The 26,061-nt window shown below is 63.9% G+C and carries 20 protein-coding genes; 5 read left to right on the forward strand and 15 right to left on the reverse strand.

Annotated features, from left to right (window positions below):
* The 3 genes from FQ668_RS02075 to FQ668_RS02085 form a co-directional block, all read right to left on the reverse strand.
* Positions 1-1,395 (reverse strand): ethanolamine ammonia-lyase subunit EutB, encoded by a 1,395-nt coding sequence (locus tag FQ668_RS02075; protein WP_144179862.1) that lies wholly within the window; start codon positions 1,393-1,395, stop codon positions 1-3.
* A 46-nt stretch (positions 1,396-1,441) separates the two neighbouring features.
* Entirely contained in the window at positions 1,442-2,890 is a 1,449-nt protein-coding gene (eat, locus tag FQ668_RS02080) for an ethanolamine permease (RefSeq protein ID WP_014589536.1), read from the reverse strand.
* A gap of 226 nt (positions 2,891-3,116) precedes the next feature.
* Complete coding sequence (locus FQ668_RS02085) at positions 3,117-4,637, reverse strand: aldehyde dehydrogenase family protein (protein WP_014589537.1); 1,521 nt, start codon at positions 4,635-4,637, stop codon at positions 3,117-3,119.
* 254 nt (positions 4,638-4,891) lie between these two features.
* Here FQ668_RS02085 and FQ668_RS02090 point away from each other — a divergent pair, with 254 nt between their 5' ends.
* From FQ668_RS02090 to FQ668_RS02105, 4 genes are all read left to right on the forward strand, one after another.
* Positions 4,892-6,904, forward strand: a complete 2,013-nt coding sequence (locus tag FQ668_RS02090) for a sigma-54-dependent Fis family transcriptional regulator (protein ID WP_053868080.1) — start codon at positions 4,892-4,894, stop codon at positions 6,902-6,904.
* 66 nt (positions 6,905-6,970) lie between these two features.
* A complete protein-coding gene (gene mpl, locus FQ668_RS02095; RefSeq protein WP_144179864.1) occupies positions 6,971-8,320 on the forward strand; it encodes a UDP-N-acetylmuramate:L-alanyl-gamma-D-glutamyl-meso-diaminopimelate ligase in 1,350 nt (449 codons plus the stop codon).
* Positions 8,317-8,946: a flavin prenyltransferase UbiX gene (gene ubiX, locus FQ668_RS02100; protein WP_003255348.1), complete on the forward strand. Its 630-nt coding sequence runs from the start codon at positions 8,317-8,319 to the stop codon at positions 8,944-8,946. Before mpl ends, ubiX begins: the two co-directional genes overlap by 4 nt.
* On the forward strand, positions 8,943-9,230 hold the full coding sequence (locus FQ668_RS02105) for a YceK/YidQ family lipoprotein (RefSeq protein WP_003255347.1): 288 nt from the start codon (positions 8,943-8,945) through the stop codon (positions 9,228-9,230). The genes ubiX and FQ668_RS02105 overlap by 4 nt, the downstream gene beginning before the upstream one ends.
* A gap of 25 nt (positions 9,231-9,255) precedes the next feature.
* Here FQ668_RS02105 and FQ668_RS02110 read toward each other — a convergent pair whose 3' ends face one another.
* The 7 genes from FQ668_RS02110 to FQ668_RS02145 form a co-directional block, all read right to left on the reverse strand.
* The gene (locus tag FQ668_RS02110) at positions 9,256-9,900 is read right to left on the reverse strand and encodes an oxidoreductase (protein WP_014589540.1); all 645 of its coding nucleotides are present in this window, start codon (positions 9,898-9,900) and stop codon (positions 9,256-9,258) included.
* 27 nt (positions 9,901-9,927) lie between these two features.
* The gene (locus FQ668_RS02115; RefSeq protein WP_014589541.1) at positions 9,928-11,661 is read right to left on the reverse strand and encodes a C13 family peptidase; all 1,734 of its coding nucleotides are present in this window, start codon (positions 11,659-11,661) and stop codon (positions 9,928-9,930) included.
* A gap of 207 nt (positions 11,662-11,868) precedes the next feature.
* Positions 11,869-12,933: a 2,3-butanediol dehydrogenase gene (locus FQ668_RS02125; RefSeq protein WP_223279163.1), complete on the reverse strand. Its 1,065-nt coding sequence runs from the start codon at positions 12,931-12,933 to the stop codon at positions 11,869-11,871.
* Between the two features lie 52 nt (positions 12,934-12,985).
* The gene (locus tag FQ668_RS02130; RefSeq protein ID WP_014589543.1) at positions 12,986-14,092 is read right to left on the reverse strand and encodes an acetoin dehydrogenase dihydrolipoyllysine-residue acetyltransferase subunit; all 1,107 of its coding nucleotides are present in this window, start codon (positions 14,090-14,092) and stop codon (positions 12,986-12,988) included.
* A complete protein-coding gene (locus FQ668_RS02135) occupies positions 14,089-15,111 on the reverse strand; it encodes an alpha-ketoacid dehydrogenase subunit beta (RefSeq protein ID WP_010951829.1) in 1,023 nt (340 codons plus the stop codon). The genes FQ668_RS02130 and FQ668_RS02135 overlap by 4 nt, the downstream gene beginning before the upstream one ends.
* Before the next feature lie 33 nt (positions 15,112-15,144).
* A complete protein-coding gene (locus FQ668_RS02140) occupies positions 15,145-16,122 on the reverse strand; it encodes a thiamine pyrophosphate-dependent dehydrogenase E1 component subunit alpha (protein ID WP_053868090.1) in 978 nt (325 codons plus the stop codon).
* Positions 16,123-16,144: 22 nt separating this feature from the next.
* On the reverse strand, positions 16,145-17,200 hold the full coding sequence (locus tag FQ668_RS02145) for an ATP-NAD kinase family protein (RefSeq protein ID WP_014589544.1): 1,056 nt from the start codon (positions 17,198-17,200) through the stop codon (positions 16,145-16,147).
* Between the two features lie 283 nt (positions 17,201-17,483).
* Between FQ668_RS02145 and FQ668_RS02150 the strand changes: the two genes are divergently transcribed.
* On the forward strand, positions 17,484-19,337 hold the full coding sequence (locus FQ668_RS02150; protein WP_019438039.1) for a sigma-54-dependent Fis family transcriptional regulator: 1,854 nt from the start codon (positions 17,484-17,486) through the stop codon (positions 19,335-19,337).
* Positions 19,338-19,427: 90 nt separating this feature from the next.
* On the opposite strand, the gene accC is transcribed toward FQ668_RS02150, so the two are convergent.
* The 5 genes from accC to FQ668_RS02180 form a co-directional block, all read right to left on the reverse strand.
* The gene (gene accC, locus FQ668_RS02155) at positions 19,428-20,783 is read right to left on the reverse strand and encodes an acetyl-CoA carboxylase biotin carboxylase subunit (protein ID WP_003255333.1); all 1,356 of its coding nucleotides are present in this window, start codon (positions 20,781-20,783) and stop codon (positions 19,428-19,430) included.
* A gap of 17 nt (positions 20,784-20,800) precedes the next feature.
* Positions 20,801-21,262, reverse strand: a complete 462-nt coding sequence (gene accB / locus FQ668_RS02160; protein ID WP_014589546.1) for an acetyl-CoA carboxylase biotin carboxyl carrier protein — start codon at positions 21,260-21,262, stop codon at positions 20,801-20,803.
* A gap of 99 nt (positions 21,263-21,361) precedes the next feature.
* A complete protein-coding gene (gene aroQ, locus FQ668_RS02165; protein WP_010951834.1) occupies positions 21,362-21,817 on the reverse strand; it encodes a type II 3-dehydroquinate dehydratase in 456 nt (151 codons plus the stop codon).
* Positions 21,818-21,996: 179 nt separating this feature from the next.
* Positions 21,997-23,769 (reverse strand): protein-disulfide reductase DsbD, encoded by a 1,773-nt coding sequence (locus FQ668_RS02170; RefSeq protein WP_014589547.1) that lies wholly within the window; start codon positions 23,767-23,769, stop codon positions 21,997-21,999.
* Between the two features lie 188 nt (positions 23,770-23,957).
* On the reverse strand, positions 23,958-25,919 hold the full coding sequence (locus FQ668_RS02180; RefSeq protein WP_014589548.1) for a methyl-accepting chemotaxis protein: 1,962 nt from the start codon (positions 25,917-25,919) through the stop codon (positions 23,958-23,960).
* Positions 25,920-26,061 lie beyond the last annotated feature (142 nt).

Consider the following 26,061-nt stretch of genomic DNA (forward strand, 5'->3'; position numbering starts at 1 on the left):
CTATGCAAGCTGTGCCAAGGCCTGGCGGAAGGCCGGCGGCAGGTTGTCACCGAAGCGCACCCGGCCATCTGCCTGGGTGAAGATACCGGTGCGGGCCAGCCATGCCTCGAATTCCGGCCCGGGCTTCAGGCCCAGGGTCTGGCGCGCGTACAACGCGTCATGGAACGAGGTGGTCTGGTAGTTGAGCATGATGTCGTCGGAGCCGGGGATGCCCATGATGAAGTTGATGCCGGCCACACCCAGCAGCGTCAGCAAGGTGTCCATGTCGTCCTGATCGGCTTCGGCATGGTTGGTGTAGCAGATATCGCAACCCATCGGCACGCCCAGCAGTTTGCCGCAGAAATGGTCTTCGAGGCCGGCGCGGATGATCTGCTTGCCGTTGTACAGGTATTCCGGGCCAATGAAACCGACCACGGTGTTGACCAGGAACGGCTTGAAGTGACGAGCCACGGCATAGGCGCGGGTTTCGCAGGTCTGCTGGTCGACGCCGTGGTGGGCGTTGGCCGAGAGCGCACTGCCCTGGCCGGTTTCGAAATACATCAGGTTCTGCCCGAGGGTGCCACGTTTCAGCGACAGCCCTGCTTCGTAGCCTTCCTGCAACACGTTCAGGTTGATACCGAAGCCGGCGTTGGCCGCCTCTGTGCCGGCGATGGACTGGAACACCAGGTCCAGTGGCACGCCGCGGTTGATCGCTTCGATCGAGGTGGTGACGTGGGTCAGTACGCAGGACTGGGTGGGGATGTCGTAGCGCTGGATGATGGCGTCGAGCATTTCCAGCAGGGCGCAGATCGAAGCGATGCTGTCGGTGGCCGGGTTGATACCGATCATGGCGTCGCCGTTGCCGTACAGCAAACCGTCGAGAATGCTGGTGGCAATACCGGCCGGTTCGTCTGTCGGGTGGTTGGGTTGCAGCCGGGTCGACAGGCGCCCGCGCAGGCCCATGGTGCCGCGGAACCGGGTGACCACGCGGATTTTCTGCGCCACCAGCACCAGGTCCTGCACGCGCATGATCTTCGACACGGCAGCGGCCATTTCCGGGGTCAACCCGGGCGCCAGGTCGCGCAGGCTGCTTTCGTCGGCTTCCTCGCTCAGCAGCCAGTCGCGCAGGCCACCCACGGTCAGGTGGCTGACCGGGGCGAAGGCCTGGGCATCGTGGGTGTCGATGATCAGGCGGGTAACTTCATCTGCTTCGTAAGGGATCAGTGCTTCATTGAGAAAGTGCGTCAGCGGAATATTGGCCAACGCCATCTGCGCGGCGACGCGCTCGCCGTCGTTGCTGGCCGCGACACCTGCCAGGCAGTCCCCGGAGCGTGCCGGGCTGGCCTTGGCCATCACTTCCTTGAGGCTGTCGAAGCGGTAGACCAGATGGCCGACCGTGTGTACGAAACTTGCCATACAGAATCTCCAGAGCCGCGGGTTGCCCCGCGGCGGGTGGCGGCGATCAGTGCAGGGCCTCTTCGGCCTTCTGGATCGCGGCGAATTCCTCTTCCGGTGTGCCCGCGACCAGGTGGTGGCGGCTGTAGAAAGCAAAGTAGGCAATTAATACCGCATAGATCACTGCAGCGCCAATGACTACCCGCGGGTCAACCAGGAATCCGGCGACCACGGCGATACACGCCAGCACCAGCGCCAGGCCGGAAGTAAAGATGCCACCCGGGGTGCGGTAGGGGCGTTCCATCTTTGGCCGGCGGATGCGCAGGGTGATGTGCGCAGCCATCATCAGCACGTAAGACAGGGTAGCGCCAAACACTGCCACCAGGATCAGCAAGTCACCCTGGCCTGTCAGCGACAGGGCAAAACCGATGATGCCCGGGATGACCAAGGCCATTACCGGGGCCTTGCTCTTGTTGGTTTCCGACAGTTTGCGCGGCAGGTAACCGGCGCGGGACAGGGCGAAGATCTGCCGTGAATAGGCATAGATGATCGAGAAGAAGCTGGCGATCAGCCCGGCCAGACCGACCAGGTTGACGAAGCCGCCCATCCAGGTTGAGCCGCCGTAGGCCTTCGACAGGGCTTCGACCAGCGGGTTACCGGAGGCCTTCAGCGCCTCGGAGCCTGCGCCGCCCGGGCCGACCACCAGGATCAGCAAGGCGAAGGCCAGCAGTACCAGCATGGCGCCGATCAGGCCACGTGGCAGGTCACGCTTGGGGTTCTTGGTTTCTTCTGCGGCCAGCGGCACGCCCTCGACAGCAAGGAAGAACCAGATGGCGTAGGGGATGGCTGCCCACACGCCGACATAGCCGAACGGCAGGAAGCTGCTGGCGCCGACGGCGTCCGTTTTGGCGATGTCGAACAGGTTGGCTGCATCAAAATGGGGCACCATGCCTATCAGGAATACGGCGAGTGCAATGGCGGCGATGGCGGTGATGATGAACATCAGCTTCAGTGCCTCACCCACGCCGAAAATGTGGATGCCGATGAACACGATGTAGAACGCCAGGTAGATCATCCAGCCGCCGATACCGAACAGCGATTGGCAGTAGGCGCCGATGAACACCGCGATGGCGGCAGGGGCGATGGCGTATTCGATAAGGATCGCCGTGCCGGTCAAAAAGCCGCCCCACGGGCCGAAGGCACTGCGGGCAAAGCCATAGCCACCGCCAGCGGTGGGGATCATCGACGACAGTTCGGCCAGCGAGAAGCACATGCACAGGTACATGGTTGCCATCAGCAAGGTGGCCAGGAACATGCCGCCCCAGCCGCCTTGCGCCAGGCCGAAGTTCCAGCCGGCGTAATCGCCGGAAATGACGTACGCCACGCCCAGGCCGACCAGCAGTACCCAGCCGGCGGCGCCTTTTTTCAGTTCACGTTGCTGGAAATAGTCAGAGCCGACTTTCTCGAAGTCGACGGAGGAGCCTGCCGGCGATCCGGCGGAATGTTCGCTTGGCATAGATTCACCTGTTGTTTTTCTTGGTGGCCGGGAGGGTTCCGGGCCGATGGTGATGGGTACTGCAGGAAGCGAGCCAGAGCGGTTGGTGCACGGTTGCCGCCCTGGGTTTAGGGTATGCCGGCCTGGCCTCTTCGCGGGTGAACCCGCTCCTACAGGGATTGCGCAAGATTCAAGACCAGCGCAGGACCTGTAGGAGCGGGTTTACCCGCGAAGAAGGCGACGCGGTCTAGAAGAAGCCCAGCGGATTGATGTCGTAGCTCACCAGCAGGTTCTTGGTCTGCTGATAGTGATCCAGCATCATCTTGTGTGTTTCACGCCCAACCCCCGACTTCTTGTACCCGCCGAACGCGGCATGCGCCGGGTACAGGTGGTAGCAGTTGGTCCACACACGGCCAGCCTTGATGCCGCGGCCCATGCGGTAGGCACGGTTGATGTCGCGGGTCCACACGCCGGCGCCCAGGCCGAACTCGGTGTCGTTGGCAATCGCCAGTGCTTCGGCTTCGTCCTTGAAGGTGGTGACGCTGACCACCGGGCCGAAGATTTCTTCCTGGAACACGCGCATCTTGTTGTTGCCCTTGAGCAGGGTCGGCTGGATGTAGTAACCGGTAGCCAGCGCACCTTCCAGCTTCTCGACCTTGCCGCCGGTGAGCAGCTCGGCGCCTTCCTCCTGGGCGATCTGCAGGTACGAGAGGATTTTTTCGAACTGCTGCTGCGAGGCCTGGGCGCCGACCATGGTGTCGGTGTCCAGCGGGTCGCCGCGCTTGATCTGCAGCACCTTCTTCATCACCACTTCCATGAACTGCGGATAGATCGACTCTTGCACCAGGGCACGCGACGGGCAGGTGCACACTTCGCCCTGGTTGAAGAATGCCAGCACCATGCCTTCTGCTGCCTTCTCGATGAAGCTTGGCTCGGCCTGCATGATGTCTTCGAAGTACACGTTCGGCGACTTGCCACCCAGTTCGACGGTGGACGGGATGATGTTCTCGGCGGCGCATTTCATGATGTGCGAGCCCACCGGGGTAGAGCCGGTGAAGGCGATCTTGGCGATGCGTTTGCTGGTGGCCAGGGCTTCACCGGCTTCGCGGCCATAGCCTTGCACTACGTTGAGCACGCCAGGTGGCAGCAGGTCGCCAATGACTTCGAGCAGCACGGTGATGCCAAGCGGCGTCTGTTCGGCTGGCTTGAGCACCACGCAGTTACCAGCGGCCAGTGCCGGGGCAAGCTTCCAGGCAGCCATCAGGATCGGGAAGTTCCAGGGGATGATCTGCCCGACCACGCCCAGTGGCTCGTGGATGTGGTAGGCCACGGTGCCTTCATTGATTTCGGCAGCGCCGCCTTCCTGGGCGCGGATGCAGCCAGCGAAATAGCGGAAGTGGTCGACGGCCAGCGGAATGTCGGCGTTGAGGGTTTCGCGGATCGGCTTGCCGTTGTCCCAGGTTTCGGTAATGGCCAGCAGTTCGAGGTTCTGCTCGATGCGGTCGGCGATCTTCAGCAGAACGTTGGAGCGATCCTGCACTGAAGTGCGGCCCCAGGCGTCGGCCGCAGCATGGGCGGCATCCAGGGCCTTCTCGATGTCTTCGGCAGTAGAGCGGGGGAATTCAGCGATCAGCTTGCCATTCACCGGGGAGGTATTTTCGAAGTACTGCCCCTTTACCGGAGTAACGAACTCACCACCGATGTAGTTGCCGTAGCGGCTCTTGAAGGAAACCTTCGCGCCTTCGGTTCCGGGATGTGCATAACGCATGGTGTGTCTCCTTGGTATTGTGTTTTTTAGGGAGTTGAAAAGCATAGAGCAAGGGTTGGGCCAGTGTTGGCCACGCCAGGCAAATCAATGACTTGGGTCATTTTTACGGGGCTGATCAAGGGCCGCTGTACCGGTGTCGGTACGCCTGGGGTGACATTTTGTGCCGTTTGCGACACATCGCAGGCGTGTGCATTGCAAAGCCTACCCGGGTGGAGGATGCTGGGCTGACGCTCTATCTGCGGAGAATTACAACAATGCAGAGCAATCACTTCACGCGCCATGCCCGGCAGGTTCATAGCGTTGCCCATGGTGGGGCCGGGGAGGGCGGCAGTGACCCGTCCATCGCCCGCTCCTGGCTGCGCTGCCTGGAGGATTACCACCTCGACCCGGCGGTGATCGAAGCGCCGGTGGTGCTTGAGCATGGGCGCCTGCTGGAAAGCCGCGAGCGCCTGCATCAGGTGCTGCAAATTGCCGACCATGAAATGAACAGCCTGCACCAGCAGCTTTCCGGCGCAGGCCACGCGGTGCTGCTGACCGACGCCCGCGGGGTGATCCTCAACTGCGTCAGTGCCCCCGCCGAGCGGCGTAGCTTCGAGCGTGCCGGGCTGTGGTTGGGCGCTGACTGGAGCGAGGCGCGCGAGGGCACCAATGGCATCGGCACCTGCCTGGTCGAGCGCCAGGCGCTGACCATCCATCAGAACGAGCACTTCCGTGGCCGTCACACCGGGCTGACCTGCTCGGCCAGCCCGGTGTTCGACCCGCATGGCGACCTGCTGGCGGTACTCGACGTGTCCTCTGCGCGCCCCGATGTATCGCGGCAAAGCCAGTTCCACACCATGGCGTTGGTCAACCTTTCGGCGAAGATGATCGAAAGCTGCTATTTCCTGCGCCATTTCGAGCAGCAATGGTTATTGCGTTTTCACCTGCAAGCCGAGTCGGTCGGCCTGTTCAGCGAAGGCTTGCTGGCGTTCGACGGCGATGGGCGCATTTGCGCTGCCAACCAAAGCGCACTGAACCTGCTGGGCACGGTACGGGGCGGCGTGCTGGGCAAACCGTTGGAGTGCTTTTTCGCGTGCAGCCATGACGAAATGTTCAGCCGTGCCACGCCCGGCGGCAGTGCCGTCTGGCCGCTGCGTACCCTGGACGGTCGCCAGGTGTTCGCTAGCCTGCGGGGGCAGGCCCGGGCGCCGGTGTGGTCGGTGCCGGCCGCCCACCCGCGGCCCGCAGGTGAAGTGGAGCCGCTGGTCTGTCTGCTTGACCCTGCGTTGCAAAATGATTTTCGCCGCAGCGTGCGGGTGTTCGAGCGCAATGTGCCATTGCTGCTGCGCGGCGAGACTGGCTGTGGCAAGGAGGCCTTCGCCCAGGCTGTGCATCAGGCCAGTGAGCGGCGCGGCAAGCCGTTCGTCGCCATCAACTGCGCGTCTATCCCGGAAAGCCTGATCGAGAGTGAGCTGTTCGGGTACCGCGGCGGCAGTTTTACCGGCGCGCGCAAGGAGGGTATGCGTGGCAAGCTGTTGCAGGCCGATGGCGGCACCTTGCTGCTGGACGAGATCGGCGATATGCCGCTTGCCCTGCAAACCCGACTGCTGCGGGTGCTGGAGGAGCGCCAGGTGGTGCCGATCGGGGGAGAGCCACAGGCGGTGGACGTGCGCATCGTCAGTGCTACGCACCGTGACCTGCTGGAACGGGTTGAACAGGGCAGTTTCCGCGAGGACCTGTATTACCGCCTCAATGGCCTGGAGGTCGCGCTGCCGGCGGTACGCGAACGCAGTGACAAGGCGCAGTTGCTGGACTTTCTGCTACGTCAGGAGACGCAGGGGCAATGGATAGACATCGAGCCCAGGGCGCGGCAGGCGCTGCTCGCATTTAACTGGCCAGGGAACGTGCGGCAGATGCGCAATGTGCTGCGTACCCTGGTGGCGCTTTGCGAAGATGCCCGCATTACCTTTGCGGACCTCCCCGCCGTCATCCGCACCAGCCCACCTCCCGTGGGGGCGGGCGAGCCCACGATGTCCGACCAGGCAATAGAGGGCGAGGGCGTTGCCCTCGTTCGCGGGCAAGCCCGCTCCCACAGGTCCGGCGGTGCCGCAGAGATTGAGGGTGAGTCTGTAGGGACCGAGGTTCTGCTCGACGCGGAGCGGCAAGCGCTGAAGGAGGTCCTGGAGGCAAAACACTGGCATCTCACCCGCGTCGCCGAGCACTTGGGCATCAGCCGCAATACCTTGTATCGAAAACTGCGCAAACACGGCATTACCAGAGGCGACTGAGCGAAACAGCGGGTGCGATTTGTCGCGCCCTGGGCTACCCTGCCTCGATGTTTTGCGAGGTCGACCATGCATATTCACATTCTCGGTATTTGCGGCACTTTCATGGGTTCGCTGGCGGTGCTGGCCAAGGAACTTGGCCACCGCGTCACCGGCTCCGACGCCAACGTCTATCCCCCGATGAGCACCCAGCTCGAAGCCCAGGGTATCGAACTGACCCAAGGCTATGACCCGGCCCAGCTGGATCCGGCGCCGGACCTGGTGGTCATCGGCAACGCCATGTCGCGCGGCAACCCAGCGGTTGAATACGTGCTGAACAAGGGCCTGCCCTACGTCTCCGGCCCGCAGTGGCTGGCCGACCACGTGCTGCAAGGCCGCTGGGTGCTGGCCGTTGCCGGTACTCACGGCAAGACCACCACCAGCAGCATGCTGGCCTGGGTGCTGGAGCACGCCGGCATGAGCCCGGGCTTCCTGATTGGTGGCGTGCCGCAGAACTTCTCGGTGTCGGCCCGCTTGGGCGACACGCCGTTCTTTGTGGTGGAAGCCGACGAGTACGACAGCGCCTTCTTCGACAAGCGCTCGAAGTTCGTCCACTATCACCCGCGTACCGCGATCCTCAACAACCTTGAGTTCGATCACGCGGACATCTTCCCGGACTTGGCCTCGATCGAGCGGCAGTTCCATCACCTGGTGCGGACTATCCCCGGCGAAGGCCTGGTCATCCACCCGACCACCGAGCAAGCGCTGGAGCGTGTGATCGGCATGGGCTGCTGGACACCTGTGCAAACCACCGGTGAGGGCGGCCAGTGGCAAGCCCGCCTGCTCAGCCCCGATGGCTCGCGCTTTGAAGTACTGTTCGAGGGCGAAGTGCAGGGTGTGGTGGATTGGGCGCTGAGCGGCCAGCACAACGTCGCCAATGCCTTGGCTACCCTGGCAGCAGCGCGTCATGTAGGCGTGGTGCCCGCCATGGGTATCGAGGGCCTGAGTGCGTTCAAGAGCGTCAAGCGGCGCATGGAGAAGGTTGCCGAAGTACAAGGTGTGACCATTTACGATGACTTCGCCCACCATCCGACCGCCATTGCCACCACGCTCGACGGCCTGCGCAAGCGGGTGGGGGAGGCGCCTGTGATCGCGGTGATCGAGCCACGCTCCAACTCGATGAAACTCGGTGCCCATCGTGACGGGCTGCCAGAAAGCGTCAACGACGCCGACCAGGTGATCTGGTATGCGCCGGCCAACCTCGGCTGGGACCTGGCCGGCACTGCTGCGCAGTGCAAGGTACCAAGCGTGGTGGCTGACAGCCTCGAAGCGATCATCGAGCGGATCAAAGGCCAGGCTCGCCCAGGCACCCATGTGGTGATCATGAGCAACGGCGGCTTCGGCGGCCTGCACGGCAAGCTGGCCGAGGCGCTGAAGTGAACGGGCCGGAACGCATTACCCTGGCCATGACGGGCGCCTCGGGTGCCCAGTATGGCCTTCGCCTGCTCGATTGCCTGGTACGCGAAGACCGCGAGGTGCACTTCCTGATTTCCAAGGCCGCGCAGTTGGTGATGGCCACCGAGACGGATGTTGTGTTGCCGGCCAAGCCCCAGGCGATGCAGGCCTTCCTGACTGAATACACCGGCGCGGCCGATGGGCAGATCCGGGTATATGGCAAGGAAGACTGGATGTCGCCGGTAGCCTCGGGCTCTGGCGCCCCGGCGGCAATGGTGGTGGTCCCCTGTTCCACTGGCACCTTGTCGGCCATCGCCACTGGCGCCTGCAACAACCTGATTGAGCGTGCTGCCGACGTTACCCTCAAGGAGCGTCGCCAGCTGATCCTGGTGCCACGCGAAGCGCCATTCTCCACCATCCACCTGGAAAACATGCTCAAGCTGTCGCAAATGGGCGCGGTGATCCTGCCAGCGGCACCGGGGTTCTATCACCAGCCGCAGACCATCGACGACCTGGTCGACTTTGTCGTGGCGCGTATCCTCAACCTGCTGAACATCCCCCAGGACATGTTGCCGCGTTGGGGCGAGCACCACTTCGGGGTGGATGATTGAAGCGAGCACTGGCGGGGTTGCTGGCGCTGGTGATGCTGGGTGGGTGCGCCACGGTGCGCACGCTGGATGCCAACAAGCCCGGCGCACCGGTGGTGTATGCCGGTACCCGTCTGGATTTGTATGTGATCAATGGCGGGTGTTGCCCGCGGGATCATTACGGGGCGGACGCTCCGGCGTATCCGCGCCTGGATCTGCCCGGCAGCATGCTGCTCGATACCCTGCTGCTGCCGTTGTCTTTGCTGACAGCGGCCGGCATAGGCTTCCAGGCTAGCGGCGGCCTGTGATGGCCTTTGCGGGCACAGGCGAAGCCTAGATCCTGCCCAACCTGCGCAATTCATCCGACTCGACGACCCGCACGCCGTCTTCTTCCTCCAGCGCCAGCCGCCACAGGGCACGGGCCAGGGTACAAGCCTCGATTCCCCGGTATTTCCCGGGTATGAACCGGGAAAACGGCGCAACTAGCTGTTCAGTCAGCCGTGGCTCCAGTCGCTCGCCCAGCAGGAACGAGGGCCGCACGATGGTCAACTGTGGCCAGTCCTGAGCCTTGAGCGCTTCTTCCATCTCGCCCTTGACCCGGTTATAGAAAATTGACGACTTAGGGTCGGCGCCCACTGCACTGACCACCAGCAGATGCCGTGCGCCCATTTCCCGGGCACGCTTGCTGAAGGCGACCACCATGTCCAGATCCACTGCGCGGAAAGCCGATTCGGAACCCGCCTGCTTCAGCGTGGTGCCCAGGCAGCAGTACGCGATGTCGACCCGCCCGGCCAGTTGCGGAAGGAATACTGCCGGGTCGCCCACCGGGTTTTCCAGGTGCGGGTGCTCGGCCAATGGTCGGCGTGTAGGCGCCAGGACACGGGTGATGGTGGGCTCGTTGAGCAGGCGGTCTAGCAGGTGTTCACCGGTCAGACCGGTGGCTCCGGCAAGCAGGACATGCTGAGGCGTCAAGTACATGATGTCTCTCCCTTGTTACACACAAGTCTAGTGAGTGCCGGGCATTTTTGCCTGTTCCCTCACGTTGGCCTGTGTGGCGTTACGCAACGCTTCTTCGGCTTGTTGCTGGCGCAGGCGATGCCAGTGCTCAAGCACGGCCGGCGGTGCCCACAGCTGCGGCTCGGAGGCCTCGAAGCCTTCCCTTTGTTCTCTTTCGGCAACGCTGGCACGTGCCAGTTCAAACGCCTGTTTCAGGTCGTCGGTCTGGTTCAGCGCTTCAGCGAACAGGGCATCGCCAAAGTAGGTGAAGTCGGCTTCCTCCGAGCAACCGAAGGAGACGCGGTCGGCCCGGGCAGCGGTCATGATGACCGTGCGCTCGTCTTTGAGCGGAGCGATATAGCCCCCTGAATAGCAGGCGGAGATGACGATTACCTTGTCGCGATCCTTCAGCGGCGCCAAGGCTGTTGCCAGCTCGTCAGCGGCCAGGTCGGCCAATTGCAGACGGGGCTGGTCGAGCACCAGCTGGTGGTCCTGGCTGCCATGGCTGGTGAGGTAGATGAACACCAGGTCTTCGGGGCCGCTGCGCTCTGCCAGGGTGGCGGCAGCGCGGGAGAGGTTTTCGCGGGTGGCCATGGGGCGTGTGGCCATGTGGTCGCGGTGGTTGACCAGGGTCACCTGGCCACGGGCGCCAAAGCGCACCTTTAGCATGTTGCTGACGTAGTCGGCTTCGCGCAGGAATACGCTTTGCTGGCCATCGCCGGCCACGACCAGGCTATACAGCTGGATCGGTGGCGCCGAGCGAGGTACCCGAGCCAGCGCCTCGTCCAGCAGCCGGCCCTGGTTGAGCAAAGCCAGGTCCAGTGGGTCTGGTAGCAGCTTGCCATTCTGGTCGCGCACGCGCACGCCGTTGGCCCATGTTCCGCTTTCGACCTTGCCACTGGGCAGAATCAGCCGCCCATGGCCATGGTAGGCATCGTTCAGGAAACCGCCGATATACTTGCTGCCGTCGGCCAGTTGCAGGCTGCCCTGGCCCGACAGACGCCAGTCGGCGAACTCACCCCTGTAGTGGCTGCCATCGCTGCCCAGCAACTCGCCTTCGCCGATCAGCGAACCGTCCTTGAATTCACCGATCCACACGTCGCCATCGGCATTTTCGTAGCGGCCTCGGCCCTCCAGGCGGTTGTCCTTGAATTCGCCGATGTACTGCTCGCCATCAACGCTGTCGTAGGTGCCGGCGCCTTGTAGCTGGCCGTTGACGAAGTGGCCGCTGAACTGGTTGCCGCTGGCATCGCTGCGCACCCCGGCGCCGTTGGGCTTGCCCTTGGCGAACAGGCCTTGGTAGCGACTGCCGTCGGCCAGCTCCAGTTGGCCTGCGCCGTCGTACAGGTCGTCCTTGAACTGGCCGCGGTATGTCTGGTCGGCTTGCTTGAGGGTGCCCTCGCCGTCGCGGCGGCCGTGGCGGAAGGTGCCGCTATAGTGGCTGCCCGGGGTGGTCAGCTCGCCCAAGCCCTGAAACAGCCCCTCGGCGAACTGGCCGCGGTAGACCTCGCCGTTCTGGCCATGCCATTCGCCCTGGCCGTGCCACTGGCCGTCCTTGAAGCTGCCGGCGTACCAGCTGCCATTGGGGTAGTCGATCCGGCCCTCACCTTGCAGCAGGCCATCGACCACCTGCCCCCGGTAACGCCCGCCGTCAGGCAGCCGTGCGTCCGGCGGGAGCAGCGATTCGCCATCGCCACAGGCGGCGAGCAGCAGGACCAGGGTAATGGGGAGCAATGGACGCATGGCGAGGACCGGGCAATAGGTCTGCCGAGTATGACGCAGAATGGGATCCTGAGACAGCGAGCCCCTGTGTCAGCGCAAGGCCTTGGAACCTTGCCCTGTAGGAGCGGCTTCAGCCGCGAACACCGGCAAAGCCGGTGCCCGCCACGGTGTTGCATTGTTCGCAGGCCCACCCGCTCCCACAGGTGCCACGTTGCCTTCAAGGTGCAATCAGCGCACACCTGGTGAAACGATGATCTTCACGTTCTCCTCTTTGTTGTTCACCAGTTCCTCGAAGCCCAGCTCGACAATCTGTTCCAACCCGATCCGGCCGGTTACCAGCGGGCGAATATCCAGCCGACCATCAGCAATGAAGGCAATCACGTCGGCAAACTCGCCGTTGTACGCCAACGCCCCCAGCACCTGTTTCTCGGTGGACACCAGCTCGAAGAAGTTGAACTCGCTGGGCTCTTCGAAAATACCCACCAGCACGCATTTGCCCGCCTTGCGGATGGTGTCGATGGCCAGCTTGGCCGTATGTTTATTGCCGATGCACTCAAAACTCACATCGGCGCCCAGCCCTGCAGTCAGTGCGCGGATTTCCGCCAGGGCATCGCACTGGCTGGGGTCCAGCACCACGTTGGCGCCTACTTCTTTGGCCTTGGCTTTGCGTGCTGAGGACATTTCCAGGGCGATAACCTGCGCTGCGCCCGCGGCTTTGGCACACATGATGGTGCAAAGGCCGATGGTGCCGGCTCCCACCACTACAACGGTTTGCCCAAGCAGGCTGCCGGCCTTTTTCACCGCGTGCATACCCACCGCCAGCGGTTCGATCAGTGCTCCGGCTTCGGCAGGGAAGCCCTGCGGCAGCCGGTAGAGCAGGTTGGCGGGCACGTTGACCAGCTCGGCGAAGGCACCGTTGTTCATCAGGCCGGTGAACGCCAGGCGTTCGCAGATGTTGTACAGGCCATGGGTGCAGTAATAGCAGGTACCGCAATGCTGGCAGGCGTCTGCCGCCACCGGGTCGCCTACGGCATAGCCTTCCACGCCTTCGCCAAGCTTGGCGATGTGGCCGCAGAATTCGTGGCCGAGGATGCACTGGCCCTGAATGCCGGTCAGCGGGTGCGGGGCCTCTACCGGGATGAACACCGGGCCGGCAACATATTCGTGCAGGTCGGAGCCGCAGATGCCGCACCAGTCCACCTTGATCTGCACCCAGCCCGGCGCAGGGTCGGCCGGCAAGGGTACCTGTTCGACACGTATATCATTGCGGCCATGCCAGACAGCAGCGCGCATGTGGGTGTGGCTCAGGTCATTCATTGTTGTTCTCCAGGCTCACGAAAAGGGCTTAGTGCTTGCGTAGGAATGCGAGCAGTTGCTGGTTGACCTGTTCGGCCGCCTCCATCTGCACCATGTGGCCGGCCTCTGGCAGCACCTGTACTTCGGCTTCCAGGCCCTCGGCGTGGCTGGCCGGGATGATCGCATCCCTGCCACCCCACACCACCAGTGCCGGGTGATTGCCAAGTACCCCGCGCAAGTCGTGGCGCTGCCGGTCGCCGTCGGCGAGCGCCCCTGCCAGCTGCTGCAGGGCCTGGTCCACACCTTCCAGGCGCTTGAACTTGAGCATGTCTTCCAGCATTTGCCGGGTGACCAGCGCCGGGTCGGCAAACAACTGCACCATCTGCGGTTTGAGTGCATTGCGGTTGGCCGCGGTAACGAAACCTTGCAAGTACTGTCCGTTGATCGCTTCGCCCAGACCGGCGCTGGCCACCAGGCTCAGGCTGGCCACCCGCTGCGGGGCCAGGCGCGCCACGTTGAGGCTGACGGCACCGCCCATGGAATGGCCAGCCAGGTGCGCCTTGGCGATGTCCAGGTGGTCGAGCAGGGCGAGCACGGTTTCGCTCAACTCATCCAGGTCGCCCCGCTGCAGGGCCTTGGCCGACTCGCCGTGGCCCGGCAGGTCGAGGGCGATGACCCGCCGCTCGGCAGCCAGCGCCGGGTGGTTGAACAGCCAGTTGTTGAGGTCACCGCCAAAACCGTGCACCAGTACCAGCGGTGTGCCGCCTTCACCCAGCTCGAACCAGCGCAGCAGGCGCCCGCCAACTTCCGCCTTCTGTGGGGCCGGCCCCTGGCTCTGGTCGCTGCCGCCTTCGGCGACGAACTCGGCCTGGAAGCGCTGTACCACCGCATCGATCTCGGCCTCCTCTGCTTCGCCTTCGACCACCACCGCCAGCAGTGCGCCGACGGGCAGGGTTTCATCCGGCTTGGCCACCTGGCGGCGCAGCACGCCGCTGAACGGCGCTTCGACGCTGCTGCTGATCTTGTCGGTCTCAACGTCCAGCACCTCGTCGCCCTTGCTGATTTCGTCACCTTCCTGCTTGAGCCAGGTGTCCACCCGGCCCTCGGTCATCGACAGGCCCCACTTGGGCATGGTCAGGGTATGGATCTGGCTCATGCGGCACTCCTTGCGGCTTCGATTACCTTGCGCACGGCGGCTTCAATCTTCGCCGCATCAGGGATGTACAGGTCCTCCAGGGCATCGGAGAACGGCACCGGGGTATGCGGTGCGGTGACCATTTCGATGGGGCCCTTGAGTGCGCCAAAAGCCTTCTGCGCCACCAGCGCGCTGATGTCGGTGGCCATCGAGCAGCGCGGGTTGGCTTCATCGATCACCACCAGGCGGCCGGTCTTCTCCACACTTTCCAGAATGCTGTCTTCGTCCAGCGGGCTGGTAGTGCGCAGGTCCAGCACTTCGCAGTCGATGCCCTGGCGGGCCAGGTTGTTGGCGGCCTCCAGCGCCACATGCACCATGCGCCCGTAGGTAACGAGGGTCACGTCGTCGCCATCGCGCAAGAAGTTGGCTTCGCCGAACGGTACGGTGTACACCTCTTCCGGCACCTCGCCCTGCATGCTGTACAGCAACTTGTGTTCGCAGAAGATCACCGGGTCGTTGTCGCGGATCGCCTGGATCAACAGGCCCTTGGCATCGTAAGGCGAGGATGGGCACACCACTTTCAGGCCGGGGATGTGCGTCCATAGCGAGGTGAGCATCTGCGAGTGCTGGGCGGCTGCGCGCAGGCCGGCGCCATACATGGTGCGCATCACCAGCGGGGTTACTGCCTTGCCGCCGAACATGTAGCGGAACTTGGCGGCCTGGTTGAGGATTTGGTCCAGGCAGCAGCCGGCGAAGTCGACGAACATCAGTTCGCACACCGGGCGCAGGCCCTGGGTGGCAGCACCGACGGCCGCGCCGACGTAGCCGATTTCCGATAGCGGCGCGTCAAGCACGCGGCCGGGGAATTGGTGATACAGGCCTTTGGTCACGCCCAACACGCCACCCCAGGCGTCATCCTCGCCGGGCGCACCGGCGCCGCCGGCGACGTCTTCGCCAATGATGAACACTGTGCTGTCGCGACGCATTTCCTGGGCCAGGGCTTCGTTGATGGCCTGCTGGTAGCTGATCTTTCTTGCCATGGTGGTTCTCCTGTTGTTCTTGTAATCCGCGGCTCAGGGGTAGGCGACGTAGACGTCGGTGAGCAGGTCGGCGGGCTGTGGCTTGGGATCGGATTTGGCGCGGCGAACGGCGTCTTCGATCAGGTCCTCGACGCGGGCGTCGATGGCGTCCAGTTGCTTGGCCGTGAGCAGGCCGGCGCGGGTGGTCTTGTTGCGAAATTGCATGAGGCAGTCGCGGGATTCGCGCAGGTTCTTCACTTCATCAGGGGCGCGGTAGGTTTGCGCATCGCCTTCGAAATGGCCGTAGTAACGGCTGAGCTTGACCTCGATCAGCGACGGCCCTTGCCCGGAACGGGCGCGCTCGATGGCAGCGCCGGCGGCCTCGTATACGGCAAAGAAGTCAAAGCCGTCGATGGTGACGCCTGGCATGCCGAAGCCGGCAGCGCGGTCGGCAATATGGTCGCAGGCTACGGACCAGTTGGAGGCAGTTGCCTCGGCGTAGCCGTTGTTCTCGGCCACGAAGATGCAGGGCAGGTTCATGATCGATGCCATGTTCATGGCCTCGAACACCGCGCCCTCGTTGGATGCCCCATCGCCGAAGAAGGCTACCGACACGTCATCGCGGCCCTTGAGCTTGGCCGCCAGCGCCGCCCCGGCCACCAGTGGTGCGCCGGCGCCGACGATACCGTTGGCACCGAGCATGCCTTTTTCCAGGTCGGCAATGTGCATCGAGCCGCCCTTGCCGCCGCACACGCCGGTTTTCTTGCCGTAGATCTCGGCCATCATGCCGTACACGTCCACGCCTTTGGCGATGCAGTGGCCATGGCCGCGGTGGGTCGAGGCAATGCAGTCGCTGTCGCGCAGGTGGGCCATGACCCCGGCTGCAGAGGCTTCTTCGCCGGCATACAGGTGGACGAAGCCGGGAATTTCGCCGGTGGCGAACTCCACATGCAGGCGTTCTTCGAAGGCGCGGATGGTCCGCATGACTTCATAGGCATGCAGCAGTTGATCAGTACTGAGTTGATTGGACATCTTGTTGTTCTCCGGGGTTGTCTCAACACGGGTTTGCAGGGTGCAGCCGGTGGCCGCGCGGGACGGCCAGCAGGTGGTGGCGGGCGGCATGCGCCAGCACGGCCTCGACGTCCACACTGAGTGGGCCTTGGTGGTCGAGGGTGATGGTGGGGGTGTCATGCTCGGCAAATTCGATTTCGCGTTCGCCGTCCAGGGCCAGGGTGCCGCTGGCGAGGCTCAGGCGCTGGGCGACGCCGGGTGTCAGCGGACCGCAGGCAGTGATGCCGCAGGCTTGCAGCAGGCCGGGCGCCAACGGCGCCAACAGCGCCTGTTCGGCGTCGGGGGCCAGGCGTACCCAGGCGCCGTGCGGGTCTTGCCGTGACACCGGGCACCACAGACCGCACAGGGCCGACAGGCCGATGGCGTGGGGCTCGGCGAAGCAGGCGAAGACTTCGCAGAGGTCCTCGCTGCGGCTTAGCGCACGGGCACCGATGAAGCGCTGCGGCGACACGGCCACCTCGACCAAGGCCCACTCGATCAGTTGTTGTTCAGGCACGTTCACCAGTAAGCGTTTGTTGCGGCGCAAGCCGATGCTGGCCGGTACCCGGCCACTGGCAAGCAGGCCACCGGCCAGGCCCGCGCTGGTGGCTTCGCGAAGTTCGGGGAAGGCGTTGTTGGTGCCGGTGGACAGGGTCAGCAGCGGCACGTCACCGGCTTCGGCGGCGACCGCCTTGTGGGTGCCATCACCGCCCAGCACGGCGATCATCGCCACGCCGCGCTCGACCATGCGCCGGGTAGCCAGGCGGGTATCGGCCACGGTCTGGCTCAGTGGCAGGTCGAGGATTTCGATGGCCGGCCAGTGCTGGTCACGGGCCCCCGGGCCCTGGCTGGCCTTGAGCACGGCGGCAGCGATGCCGGTCATGTCGATGGGCAGCAACACCTGGCCAATGCCGGTGGCGCCGAAAGCGGCCAGCAGGCGCTGTATAGCCGAGGCCTTGTCGGTGCTCGAATAGAGCCCGGCATTGGCGGTCAGGCGGCGCAGGTCGCGGCCAGAGGCAGGGTTGGCAATGATCCCGACAATCGGGGCGGGTAGCGGCATGGCGCACCTCGTATTTTTGTTTGCAAGGGCAGGAGCAAGCGGGGTGCCAGCTTTCTTCGCGATGGCTGAAGTAGCCGGGCTAGAGGGCTCTGGTCGTGTTCGGGCAGGTTTTCACGGGTAGGGTGGCGAGACGCCGGGTGCCAGCGCCGGGCCTGCTTAGCCGAGACACTGAGACGCTGCGTCTCAAGCCAGCCGGTAATCACACAGTGCTTGTCGGGGCATGCCCAGAGGCGCTTAATGGCCGTACAACGATAAAAACAGTAACGAGAACCGGAGGGCCTGAATGCTTGCCGCGAACTCCCGAGCCCATGTGGACTGCGTCAGCAGGGTGTTGAAGAATGCCGACCGCCTGCCGCAGGCGCCGGTACCACCGCTGATCCTCGATTCATGGCGCCGCTCCATGGATGTGTACCGCCTCGATCCCGGTTCCCAGCAGGGGCCGCGTATCCTTTCCCAAAGCCTGCTCAACGAATGCCGCGAACGCGCCGAGCTGTTCCTGCGCATCGCCAGCGATGCCGTGGCGCGCTTGCATGAGCGGGTGCGCGGCGCTGACTACTGCGTGCTGCTTACCGATGCCCAGGGGCGCACCATCGATTACCGGGTCGAGTCGGCCATCCGCAACGACTGTCGCAAGGCCGGGCTGTATCTGGGGACCTGCTGGTCGGAGGGCGAGGAGGGCACATGCGGCGTGGCGGCGGTGCTGACCAGCAAGGCACCGGTCACGGTGCACAAGCGCGATCACTTTCGCGCCGCCTTCATCGGCCTGACCTGCACAGCGGCGCCGGTGTTCGACCCGTTGGGCGAGTTGTTGGGCGTGGTCGATGTGTCGGCCTTGCAGTCGCCGGACGATCGGCGCAGCCAGCACCTGATCCGCCAACTGGTCGAGCAAACGGCCCGCGAGATCGAAAACGCCTTCTTCATGCACAGCGCCCAAGGCCACTGGGTGATGCGCGCCCATGGTACGCCGGGCTATGTGGAGAGCCAGCCCGATTACCTGCTGGCCTGGGATGCCGATGGCCGCTTGCAGGCGATCAACAGCCTGGCGCGGCAACGCTTGGTGGAACGCCTGGGGCGCTTGCCCGAGCATATTGGCGAACTGTTCGACATCGACCAACTGCGCCGGGTGAGCGCGTCGTCCGCCCAGCGTCTGCCTGGTCTGGGCGGTTTGTATGGACGGGTCAGCGCACCACAGCAACGCCAGCGTGCGCAGCCTTTGCGACAGGCCCAGGACACCCGTATCGAGCAGCACCTGCGGTTGGCCACGCGGGTCAAGGACTGCAACCTGGCGGTGCTGGTACTGGGTGAGACCGGGGCCGGCAAGGAGGTATTCGCCCGGCAGCTGCACCAGCAAAGCCAGCGCTGTGATGGCCCGTTCGTTACCCTGAACTGCGCGGCCATTCCGGAAACCCTGATCGAGAGCGAGTTGTTCGGCTATGTGGCCGGGGCCTTCACCGGGGCTTCCAGCAAAGGCATGCAAGGGCTGTTGCAGCAGGCCGATGGCGGCACGCTGTTCCTCGACGAGATCGGGGACATGCCGCTGAACCTGCAAACCCGCCTGCTGCGGGTGCTGGCGGAGGGTGAGGTGGCGCCGCTGGGTGCGGCGCGGCGGGAGCGGGTGGATATTCAGGTGATCTGTGCGACCCATCGCGATCTGGCGGCGATGGTGGAGGACGGGCGATTTCGTGAAGACTTGTACTTCCGCCTGGCCAATGCCCGCTTTGAGCTACCCCCCTTGCGTGAGCGTGATGACCGGCTGGGGCTGATTCACCAGTTGCTGGACGAAGAGGCTGCGGCCTGCGGGGTGGATGTGGTGTTGGCGGATGACGCGCTGCAGGCGCTGCTGGTTTATCGCTGGCCGGGCAATTTGCGTCAGCTACGGCAGGTGTTGCGGTATGCCTGTGCGGTGAGTGAAGGCGGGCAGGTGCGGCTGCAGGATCTGCCGCAGGAGGTGCGCGGTGAAGCGGTTGGCTCGGCTGAAAGCGGGGTGTCGTGCCCGGCCCGGCAGCTGTTGCTGGACGCGCTGATCCGCCATCGCTGGAAGCCGGCTGATGCGGCACGGGCTTTGGGCATTTCGCGGGCGACGCTTTATCGGCGAGTGCATGAGCACCGCATCGACATGCCGCGGATGAAGGGGTAGAGCCCTGGGGCCGCAACGCGGCCCCAGATTCTGGCAGGCAATAAAAAACCCCGGCACAGGGCCGGGGTTTTGGTACATCACACTACACGATCACTCCTGGTTGGCCAGTTTGTGCTCGAGGTAGTGAATGTTGACGCCGCCTTTGCAGAAGCCTTCATCACGCACCAGGTCGCGGTGCAGCGGGATGTTGGTCTTGATGCCGTCGACGACGATCTCGTCCAGGGCATTGCGCATGCGCGCCATGGCTTCGTCGCGGTCCTTGCCGTAGGTGATCAGCTTGCCGATCAGCGAGTCGTAGTTCGGCGGAACCGAATAACCGCTGTACAGGTGCGAATCGACGCGTACGCCGTTGCCGCCCGGGGCGTGGAAGTGCTTCACCTTGCCTGGGCTCGGGATGAACTTCTTCGGGTCTTCGGCGTTGATCCGGCACTCCAGCGAGTGGCCACGGATCACCACGTCTTCCTGGCGGAACGACAGCTTGTTGCCCGCGGCGATGCTCAGCATCTCCTTGACGATGTCGATGCCAGTGACCATCTCCGACACCGGGTGCTCAACCTGCACACGGGTGTTCATCTCGATGAAGTAGAAGCGGCCGTTTTCGTACAGGAACTCGAAAGTACCGGCACCACGGTAGCCGATCTCGATGCACGCATCGACGCAGCGCTTGAACACTTCCTGACGGGCTTTCTCATCGATGCCCGGGGCTGGTGCTTCTTCCAGGACCTTCTGGTGACGGCGCTGCAGCGAGCAGTCACGGTCGCCCAGGTGAATGGCGTTGCCCTGGCCGTCGGACAGTACCTGTACTTCCACGTGGCGTGGGTTGGTCAGGAACTTCTCCAGGTAAACCATCGGGTTGCCGAAGGCAGCACCGGCTTCGGTACGGGTGAGCTTGGCCGAGGAAATCAGGTCCTCTTCCTTGTGCACCACGCGCATGCCGCGACCACCGCCACCACCGGCGGCCTTGATGATCACCGGGTAGCCGACGTCACGGGCAATCGCCAGGGCAACTTCTTCGTCTTCTGGCAGTGGGCCATCGGAGCCCGGTACGGTCGGTACGCCCGACTTGATCATCGCGTCCTTGGCCGAAACCTTGTCGCCCATCAGGCGAATGGTGTCGGCTTTCGGGCCGATGAAGGCGAAACCGGATTTTTCCACCTGTTCGGCGAAGTCGGCGTTTTCCGCCAGGAAGCCGTAACCCGGGTGAATCGCAGTGGCGCCAGTCACTTCGGCGGCAGCGATGATCGCCGGGATATGCAGGTAGGAATCCTTGGACGATGCAGGGCCGATGCAGACCGACTCGTCTGCCAGGCCCAGGTGCATCAGTTCACGGTCGGCAGTGGAGTGCACGGCGACGGTCTTGATACCCAGCTCTTTGCAGGCACGCAGGATCCGCAGGGCAATTTCCCCGCGGTTGGCGATCAGGACTTTTTCGAGCTTCCCAGACATCGTTGGCTCTCCGCGATTCAAACGATGGTGAACAGCGGCTGGTCGAACTCAACCGGCTGGCCGTCTTCTACCAGGATGGCGTCGATGACACCGCCAACATCGGCTTCGATGTGGTTCATCATCTTCATGGCTTCGACGATGCACAGGGTGTCGCCTTTCTTCACGGACTGGCCAACTTCAGCGAAGTTAGGCGAGGTCGGCGAAGGCTTGCGGTAGAAGGTACCTACCATTGGCGAACGGACCACGGTGCCTTTCAGGGCCGGGGCGGCAGCAGCGGCTTCGGCGGCTGGCGCAGCAGCGGCAACCGGCGCAGCGGCAGGGGCGGCAGCCATAGGCGCCGGTGCGTAGAACTGCTGGGCAGCTGGGGTCTTGCTGTGACGGCTGATACGGACCGACTCTTCGCCTTCCTTGATCTCCAGTTCGTCGATGCCAGACTCTTCCAGCAGCTCGATCAGTTTCTTGACTTTACGGATATCCATTAATCATCAACTCCCAAAGGTTCGGTCAGGGGGCGAAATACAAAAAACGTATCTGAAACGTTTCTCTCGAACCCCGGCCCACTTAGGCCAGGGTTTTCATCATTTGGGCTGTGCGTTGGCAGCCAGTTGTTCCAGCGCGGACTCCAGGGCCAGGCGATAACCGCTGGCGCCCAGACCGCAGATCACCCCTACGGCAACATCGGAAAAGTAGGAGTGGTGACGGAACGGTTCGCGTTTGTGCACGTTGGACAGGTGCACTTCGATGAATGGGATGCTCACCGCAAGCAATGCGTCACGTAATGCGACGCTTGTGTGGGTGAAAGCAGCCGGATTGATCAGGATGAAGTCCACACCCTCGTTGCGTGCGGCATGAATGCGGTCGATCAGTTCGTATTCGGCATTGCTCTGCAGGTACAGCAGATGGTGGCCTGCGGCGCGGGCACGTTGCTCCAGGTCCTGGTTGATCTGAGCCAGGGTCACGGCGCCATAGTGGCCTGGCTCGCGAGTACCGAGCAGGTTGAGGTTTGGGCCGTGGAGCACCAGTAGCGTTGCCATCTGCGGATTCCTTGGATTTGTAGGGCAATTCGACACAGCGCGGCGAGTGTGCCGTAAAGCAACGGCAAGTGTCCAGTTCCCGGCAATAGCCAGCACGATGTCCGAGGTTCGCGCGAAGTATGTGACCGAATAATTAAATCCGGTCACTCATTTCAGGATTTTTCCGGGCTCGCGGGAAGTTATAGACCGACTTTGCCGCGCACGCGCGTCAGAATCTGCGCAAATTCACCGGCATTTATCTCGCCAATCACCCGATCAGCGGTAATTTCGCTGCCGTTCGCAGCAAAAAACAGCAGGGCGGGTGGGCCGAACAGCTGGTAGCGGTCGAGCAGCGTGCGTTGCTCGGCATTACTGTCGGTGATGTCGAACCGCAGCAGTTTGAAGCCGGCCAGTTGTGTTTGCACCTGCGGTGCGTTGAGCACCTCATGCTCGATCACCTTGCAGCTGATGCACCAGTCGGCGTACCAGTCCAGCAGCACTGGTTGGCCGGCGGCCTTGGCTTGCGCCAGGGCTGCGTCCAGAGCATCAGGTGTGGTGATGGTCTGCCAGGCATCGGCTTTTGCTGCCGGCAGGCTGCCGCTGGCGGCCAGTGACGCCCCCGGCAGTGGGCGCAGTGGGTCGCCCTGGCCAGTGAGGGCGCCGTACCAGCAAGCCAGCGCGTACACCAGCAAGGCAAGACCGAGCAGTTGCGCCAGGCGCTGGGCCGTCGTCTTGACGACGAATTCCAGCGCGCCGAGGAACAGTGCCACACCCGCGGCGAGGAAACCGACCAGCAGCAAGGTCACAGGGCCTGGCAGTACACGGCTGAGCAAACCGATGGCCAGCCCCAGCAGCAATACGCCAATGGCGTTTTTCACCGTGTTCATCCATGGGCCGCTTTTGGGCAGCCAGGCCGCGCCACCGGTGGCCACCAGCAGCAGTGGCGCACCCATGCCCAAACCCAGGGTGAACAGCTTGAGCGCGCCACCCAGGGCATCGCCGCTGGCGCTGATATAGAGCAAGGCACCGGCCAGGGGAGCCGATACACACGGAGAAACCAGCAAGCTGGAGAGCACTCCGAGCACAGCTGCGCCCAGCAGCGAGCCGCCGCGGGTGTGGTTGGCGACGTTGTTCAGGCGGTTGCTCAGGGCCTGGGGCAGCCTCAGTTCGAAGAGGCCGAACATGGCCAGGGCGAATACCACGAAAAACAGCGCGAAAGGTACCAGCACCCAGGCAGACTGCAGGCGCGCCTGCAGGTTCAGGCTTGCGCCGAACAGGCCCATCAGTGCGCCGAGCACCGCGAAGCTGGCGGCCATTGGCAGCACGTAGGCCAGCGACAGCGCCAGGCCGCGCACGCCGCCAACCTGGCCGCGCAGCACCACACCGGAAAGGATCGGCAACATCGGCAGGACGCAGGGGGTGAAGGTCAGGCCGACCCCAGCGAGGAAGAACAGCAGCAGCGACTTCCAGTTCCAGCCGTGTTCGCCGGTGGCTGGCGTGTTTGCAGCGCCTTCGCCATCGATACTCAGGCGTGCGGTTTCCGGCGGGTAGCACAAGCCCTTGTCGGCGCAACCCTGATAGCCCACCAGCAGGGTGAAAGCGCGTGGGTCTTTGCGTGGCAACTCGATATCGAGCACGCCGTGGTACACCTCAACGTCGCCGAAGAATTCATCGTGCTTGGCCTCACCCTTGGGGATGTTCGGCGTGCCCAGGGTGATATCGGCCGGTTCCGTGCGGAACTGGAAGCGGTGGCGGTAGAGGTAGTAGCCATCGGTGGCGACGAAGCGCAGCTTGATGGTTTGCGCATCGGCCTGGACCAGGTTGAGCTTGAAGGCCTCGTGTACCGGCAGGAAATCGGCGTTGTTGGCCAGCGAAGCGGCGCCAAGGGTGGCGCTGGGGCGGTTGTCGAGCAGGCCTGCGGCGAAGGCAGGGCTGGCCAGCAGCAGGAACAGCATGAAAAACAGGCGGCGCATGGCGGACTCGCGAGGTGGAACGTGCCCGGCATGATAACGGATGCGCAGGAATAATTGGCCCGAAACAAACGTAGGAGCGGGTTTACCCGCGAAGCGCCGCGCGGGCGGCGCTCGATCTCCCAGACGCAACACATATCACGTCAAACCCTCTTCAGTTGCTACACCTGTCCTGGCGACCACCCGCCGACTCAGACCCTGAACGCTCGCACGGCCCGGTTCAGCTCACCGCCCAGGCTCAGCAGCTGTTCGCCCTGTTCACGCCCCTCGCCAATGCGCTGCAGGTTGTCTTCACCCAACGCGTGAATCCGCTCGCTGTGGTCACGAATCTCGCTCACCGCGCCACTCTGCTGCGCCGTGACATCGGCAATCCGCACCGCCGTATCGGCAATGGTACGAATGGCACAGACAATCTCATCCAGCGCCCCATCCGCCGCCTGGGCTTGGTTGGCCGTGGCCTCGGCATGCTCCAGCTGCGCGCGCATCCCCGCCACCGAACTTCTGGCGGCCTGCTGCAAGCGGTCGATCAACGCCTGGATCTCGCCGGTAGCCCCCGTGGTGCGCTGAGCCAGTGAGCGCACCTCATCGGCGACCACGGCAAAGCCACGGCCCATCTCGCCGGCACGGGCCGCTTCGATCGCGGCATTCAGTGCCAGCAGGTTGGTCTGCTCGGCAATCGCGCGGATCACCGTCAGTACCCCGCCAATGGTGGCCGACTCTTCCGCCAATTGTTCGATCATGCGGGCGTTGCCTTGCACTTCATCGACCAGTTCGCGCAAGCCCGACAGGCTCTGGCCGATTACCGCCTGGCCTTGTTCCACCGCACGCCCGGCATCGCGGCTGGCCTCGGCGGCTGCGCTGGCATCACCAGCCACTTGTTGAATGGTCGCTTCCAGCTCGCCCAAGGCATCGCGGATCTGCCCGGTATCGCCGGCCTGTCGCTCGGCGCCGCCGTGCAGCGCAGCGCTCATGCCGGCCAGGGCGTGGCTGCTGCCGGCGACCTGCTCGGCGTTATGGCGGATGGTGCCGACCAGTTCCACCAGGTACTGACGCAGGCGGTTGAGCGACTCCTGGATGTCGTGCAGTTCGCGGTTGGTCTTGCCAAGGGCGATGGCTTGGGCGAAGTCGCCCTCGGCCCAGCGCGACAGGGCCGGGGCCAGTCCGGTCAGGGTGCGTGCCAGGCGCCGTTGCAGCGTATCGATCAATAGGGCGATCAGCAGGATAAGGCCGATCATCAGGCCTTGGATGATGCGCACCTCGGCAGCGATTTTCGCATGCTGGCCGCGCACTTCGGGTTCCAGCGCGGCGATGGCCTGTTGTACGGCTTCCAGGCGCTGGCCGGTAGTGGCGGCCAGCTCGGCGCGGCGCTCGATCTGTTCGCGGGTGCGTTGCAGTTCGGCCGGGTAGCGGTTGAGCAGGCTTTGCAATTCACGCTTGAGGCCCACGGCAATGTCTTCCTGCTGGGCGCTGCTCTGGGATTCCAGGCCCATCATCGCAGCGAAGTCGTCGGCTCCGGATTCGGCAGTGCGGGTTACGCCGAGCAGTGGCAGGCCGTCGACCGTCTGGGCCTGGGCGCGGATCAGTTGCAGCTCGCGCTCGACCTCGTCGGCCAGCTCCGGGCGGCCGCTGCTGACCAGCTTGTCGCGAGCCAATGACAGCCGCCCCAGGTGCAGGGTGGCGTCGAGCAAGGGCAGCAAGTAGCGATTGGCTTCGGCGTTGCCACTGTCGCGGGCGTAGCTGGCCATCTGCTCGAAGTTCGCCCCCAGCTCCCGCTCGGCTTGCAGCAGCAGGGCTTGTGGGTCGCCGGCCAGCTTGCCGGCGGCCAGCAGTTCGTTGGCGGTGAAGGCCTGCAGGCTATCCAGGCTGGGGCGCAACTTCTCGGCCAGCTCTACCGGCCAGTCCGTCAGTGCGGCCTGCAACTGTTGGTTCGCCTCCATGGCGGCGGCCTGGCGCAAGGCATCGCCGCTGCCCAGATAGGCCTGGATATTGCGCGCTGCCTGGTTCTGGAACTGCTGGGACAGGCCCAGATAGCGCTCCATCAGCTGGTAGGGGCGTTCGAGGGCGCGCTGTGACCACCACAGGGTGACGCCCAAGGCGATACACACGGTCACCAGCAACAGGGTGTTGAAATTGGTCAGCCACTTCAGCCGCATAGCCGCGAACTTCCTGCGCAGGGGAGAGGTAGGCGCCTGAAGTTATTGCGATTTTGTGACGGGGTGATGACGCCAGGGGCTTGGTGTCAGAAAAAAAAGTGGCACAGTGCCTTCATGTGGTGTGGCCGGCACAGTGAGTGCG

Origin of the sequence: Pseudomonas sp. Kh14, from assembly GCF_900291005.1 — a bacterium.
Lineage (GTDB): Bacteria > Pseudomonadota > Gammaproteobacteria > Pseudomonadales > Pseudomonadaceae > Aquipseudomonas > Aquipseudomonas alloputida.

Coding starts and splice junctions, on each gene's coding strand:
- FQ668_RS02125 (WP_223279163.1), bottom strand. CDS start 12,933: ATGCGCGCTGCTGTCTGGCATGGCCGCAATGATATACGTGTCGAACAG.
- aroQ (WP_010951834.1), bottom strand. CDS start 21,817: ATGGCAACGCTACTGGTGCTCCACGGCCCAAACCTCAACCTGCTCGGT.
- FQ668_RS02180 (WP_014589548.1), bottom strand. CDS start 25,919: ATGCGGCTGAAGTGGCTGACCAATTTCAACACCCTGTTGCTGGTGACC.
- accB (WP_014589546.1), bottom strand. CDS start 21,262: ATGGATATCCGTAAAGTCAAGAAACTGATCGAGCTGCTGGAAGAGTCT.
- eat (WP_014589536.1), bottom strand. CDS start 2,890: ATGCCAAGCGAACATTCCGCCGGATCGCCGGCAGGCTCCTCCGTCGAC.
- FQ668_RS02090 (WP_053868080.1), top strand. CDS start 4,892: ATGCAGAGCAATCACTTCACGCGCCATGCCCGGCAGGTTCATAGCGTT.
- FQ668_RS02075 (WP_144179862.1), bottom strand. CDS start 1,395: ATGGCAAGTTTCGTACACACGGTCGGCCATCTGGTCTACCGCTTCGAC.
- FQ668_RS02170 (WP_014589547.1), bottom strand. CDS start 23,769: ATGCGCCGCCTGTTTTTCATGCTGTTCCTGCTGCTGGCCAGCCCTGCC.
- FQ668_RS02115 (WP_014589541.1), bottom strand. CDS start 11,661: ATGCGTCCATTGCTCCCCATTACCCTGGTCCTGCTGCTCGCCGCCTGT.
- FQ668_RS02140 (WP_053868090.1), bottom strand. CDS start 16,122: ATGTCCAATCAACTCAGTACTGATCAACTGCTGCATGCCTATGAAGTC.
- accC (WP_003255333.1), bottom strand. CDS start 20,783: ATGTCTGGGAAGCTCGAAAAAGTCCTGATCGCCAACCGCGGGGAAATT.
- FQ668_RS02110 (WP_014589540.1), bottom strand. CDS start 9,900: ATGTACTTGACGCCTCAGCATGTCCTGCTTGCCGGAGCCACCGGTCTG.
- mpl (WP_144179864.1), top strand. CDS start 6,971: ATGCATATTCACATTCTCGGTATTTGCGGCACTTTCATGGGTTCGCTG.
- FQ668_RS02085 (WP_014589537.1), bottom strand. CDS start 4,637: ATGCGTTATGCACATCCCGGAACCGAAGGCGCGAAGGTTTCCTTCAAG.
- FQ668_RS02145 (WP_014589544.1), bottom strand. CDS start 17,200: ATGCCGCTACCCGCCCCGATTGTCGGGATCATTGCCAACCCTGCCTCT.
- FQ668_RS02135 (WP_010951829.1), bottom strand. CDS start 15,111: ATGGCAAGAAAGATCAGCTACCAGCAGGCCATCAACGAAGCCCTGGCC.
- FQ668_RS02130 (WP_014589543.1), bottom strand. CDS start 14,092: ATGAGCCAGATCCATACCCTGACCATGCCCAAGTGGGGCCTGTCGATG.
- FQ668_RS02150 (WP_019438039.1), top strand. CDS start 17,484: ATGCTTGCCGCGAACTCCCGAGCCCATGTGGACTGCGTCAGCAGGGTG.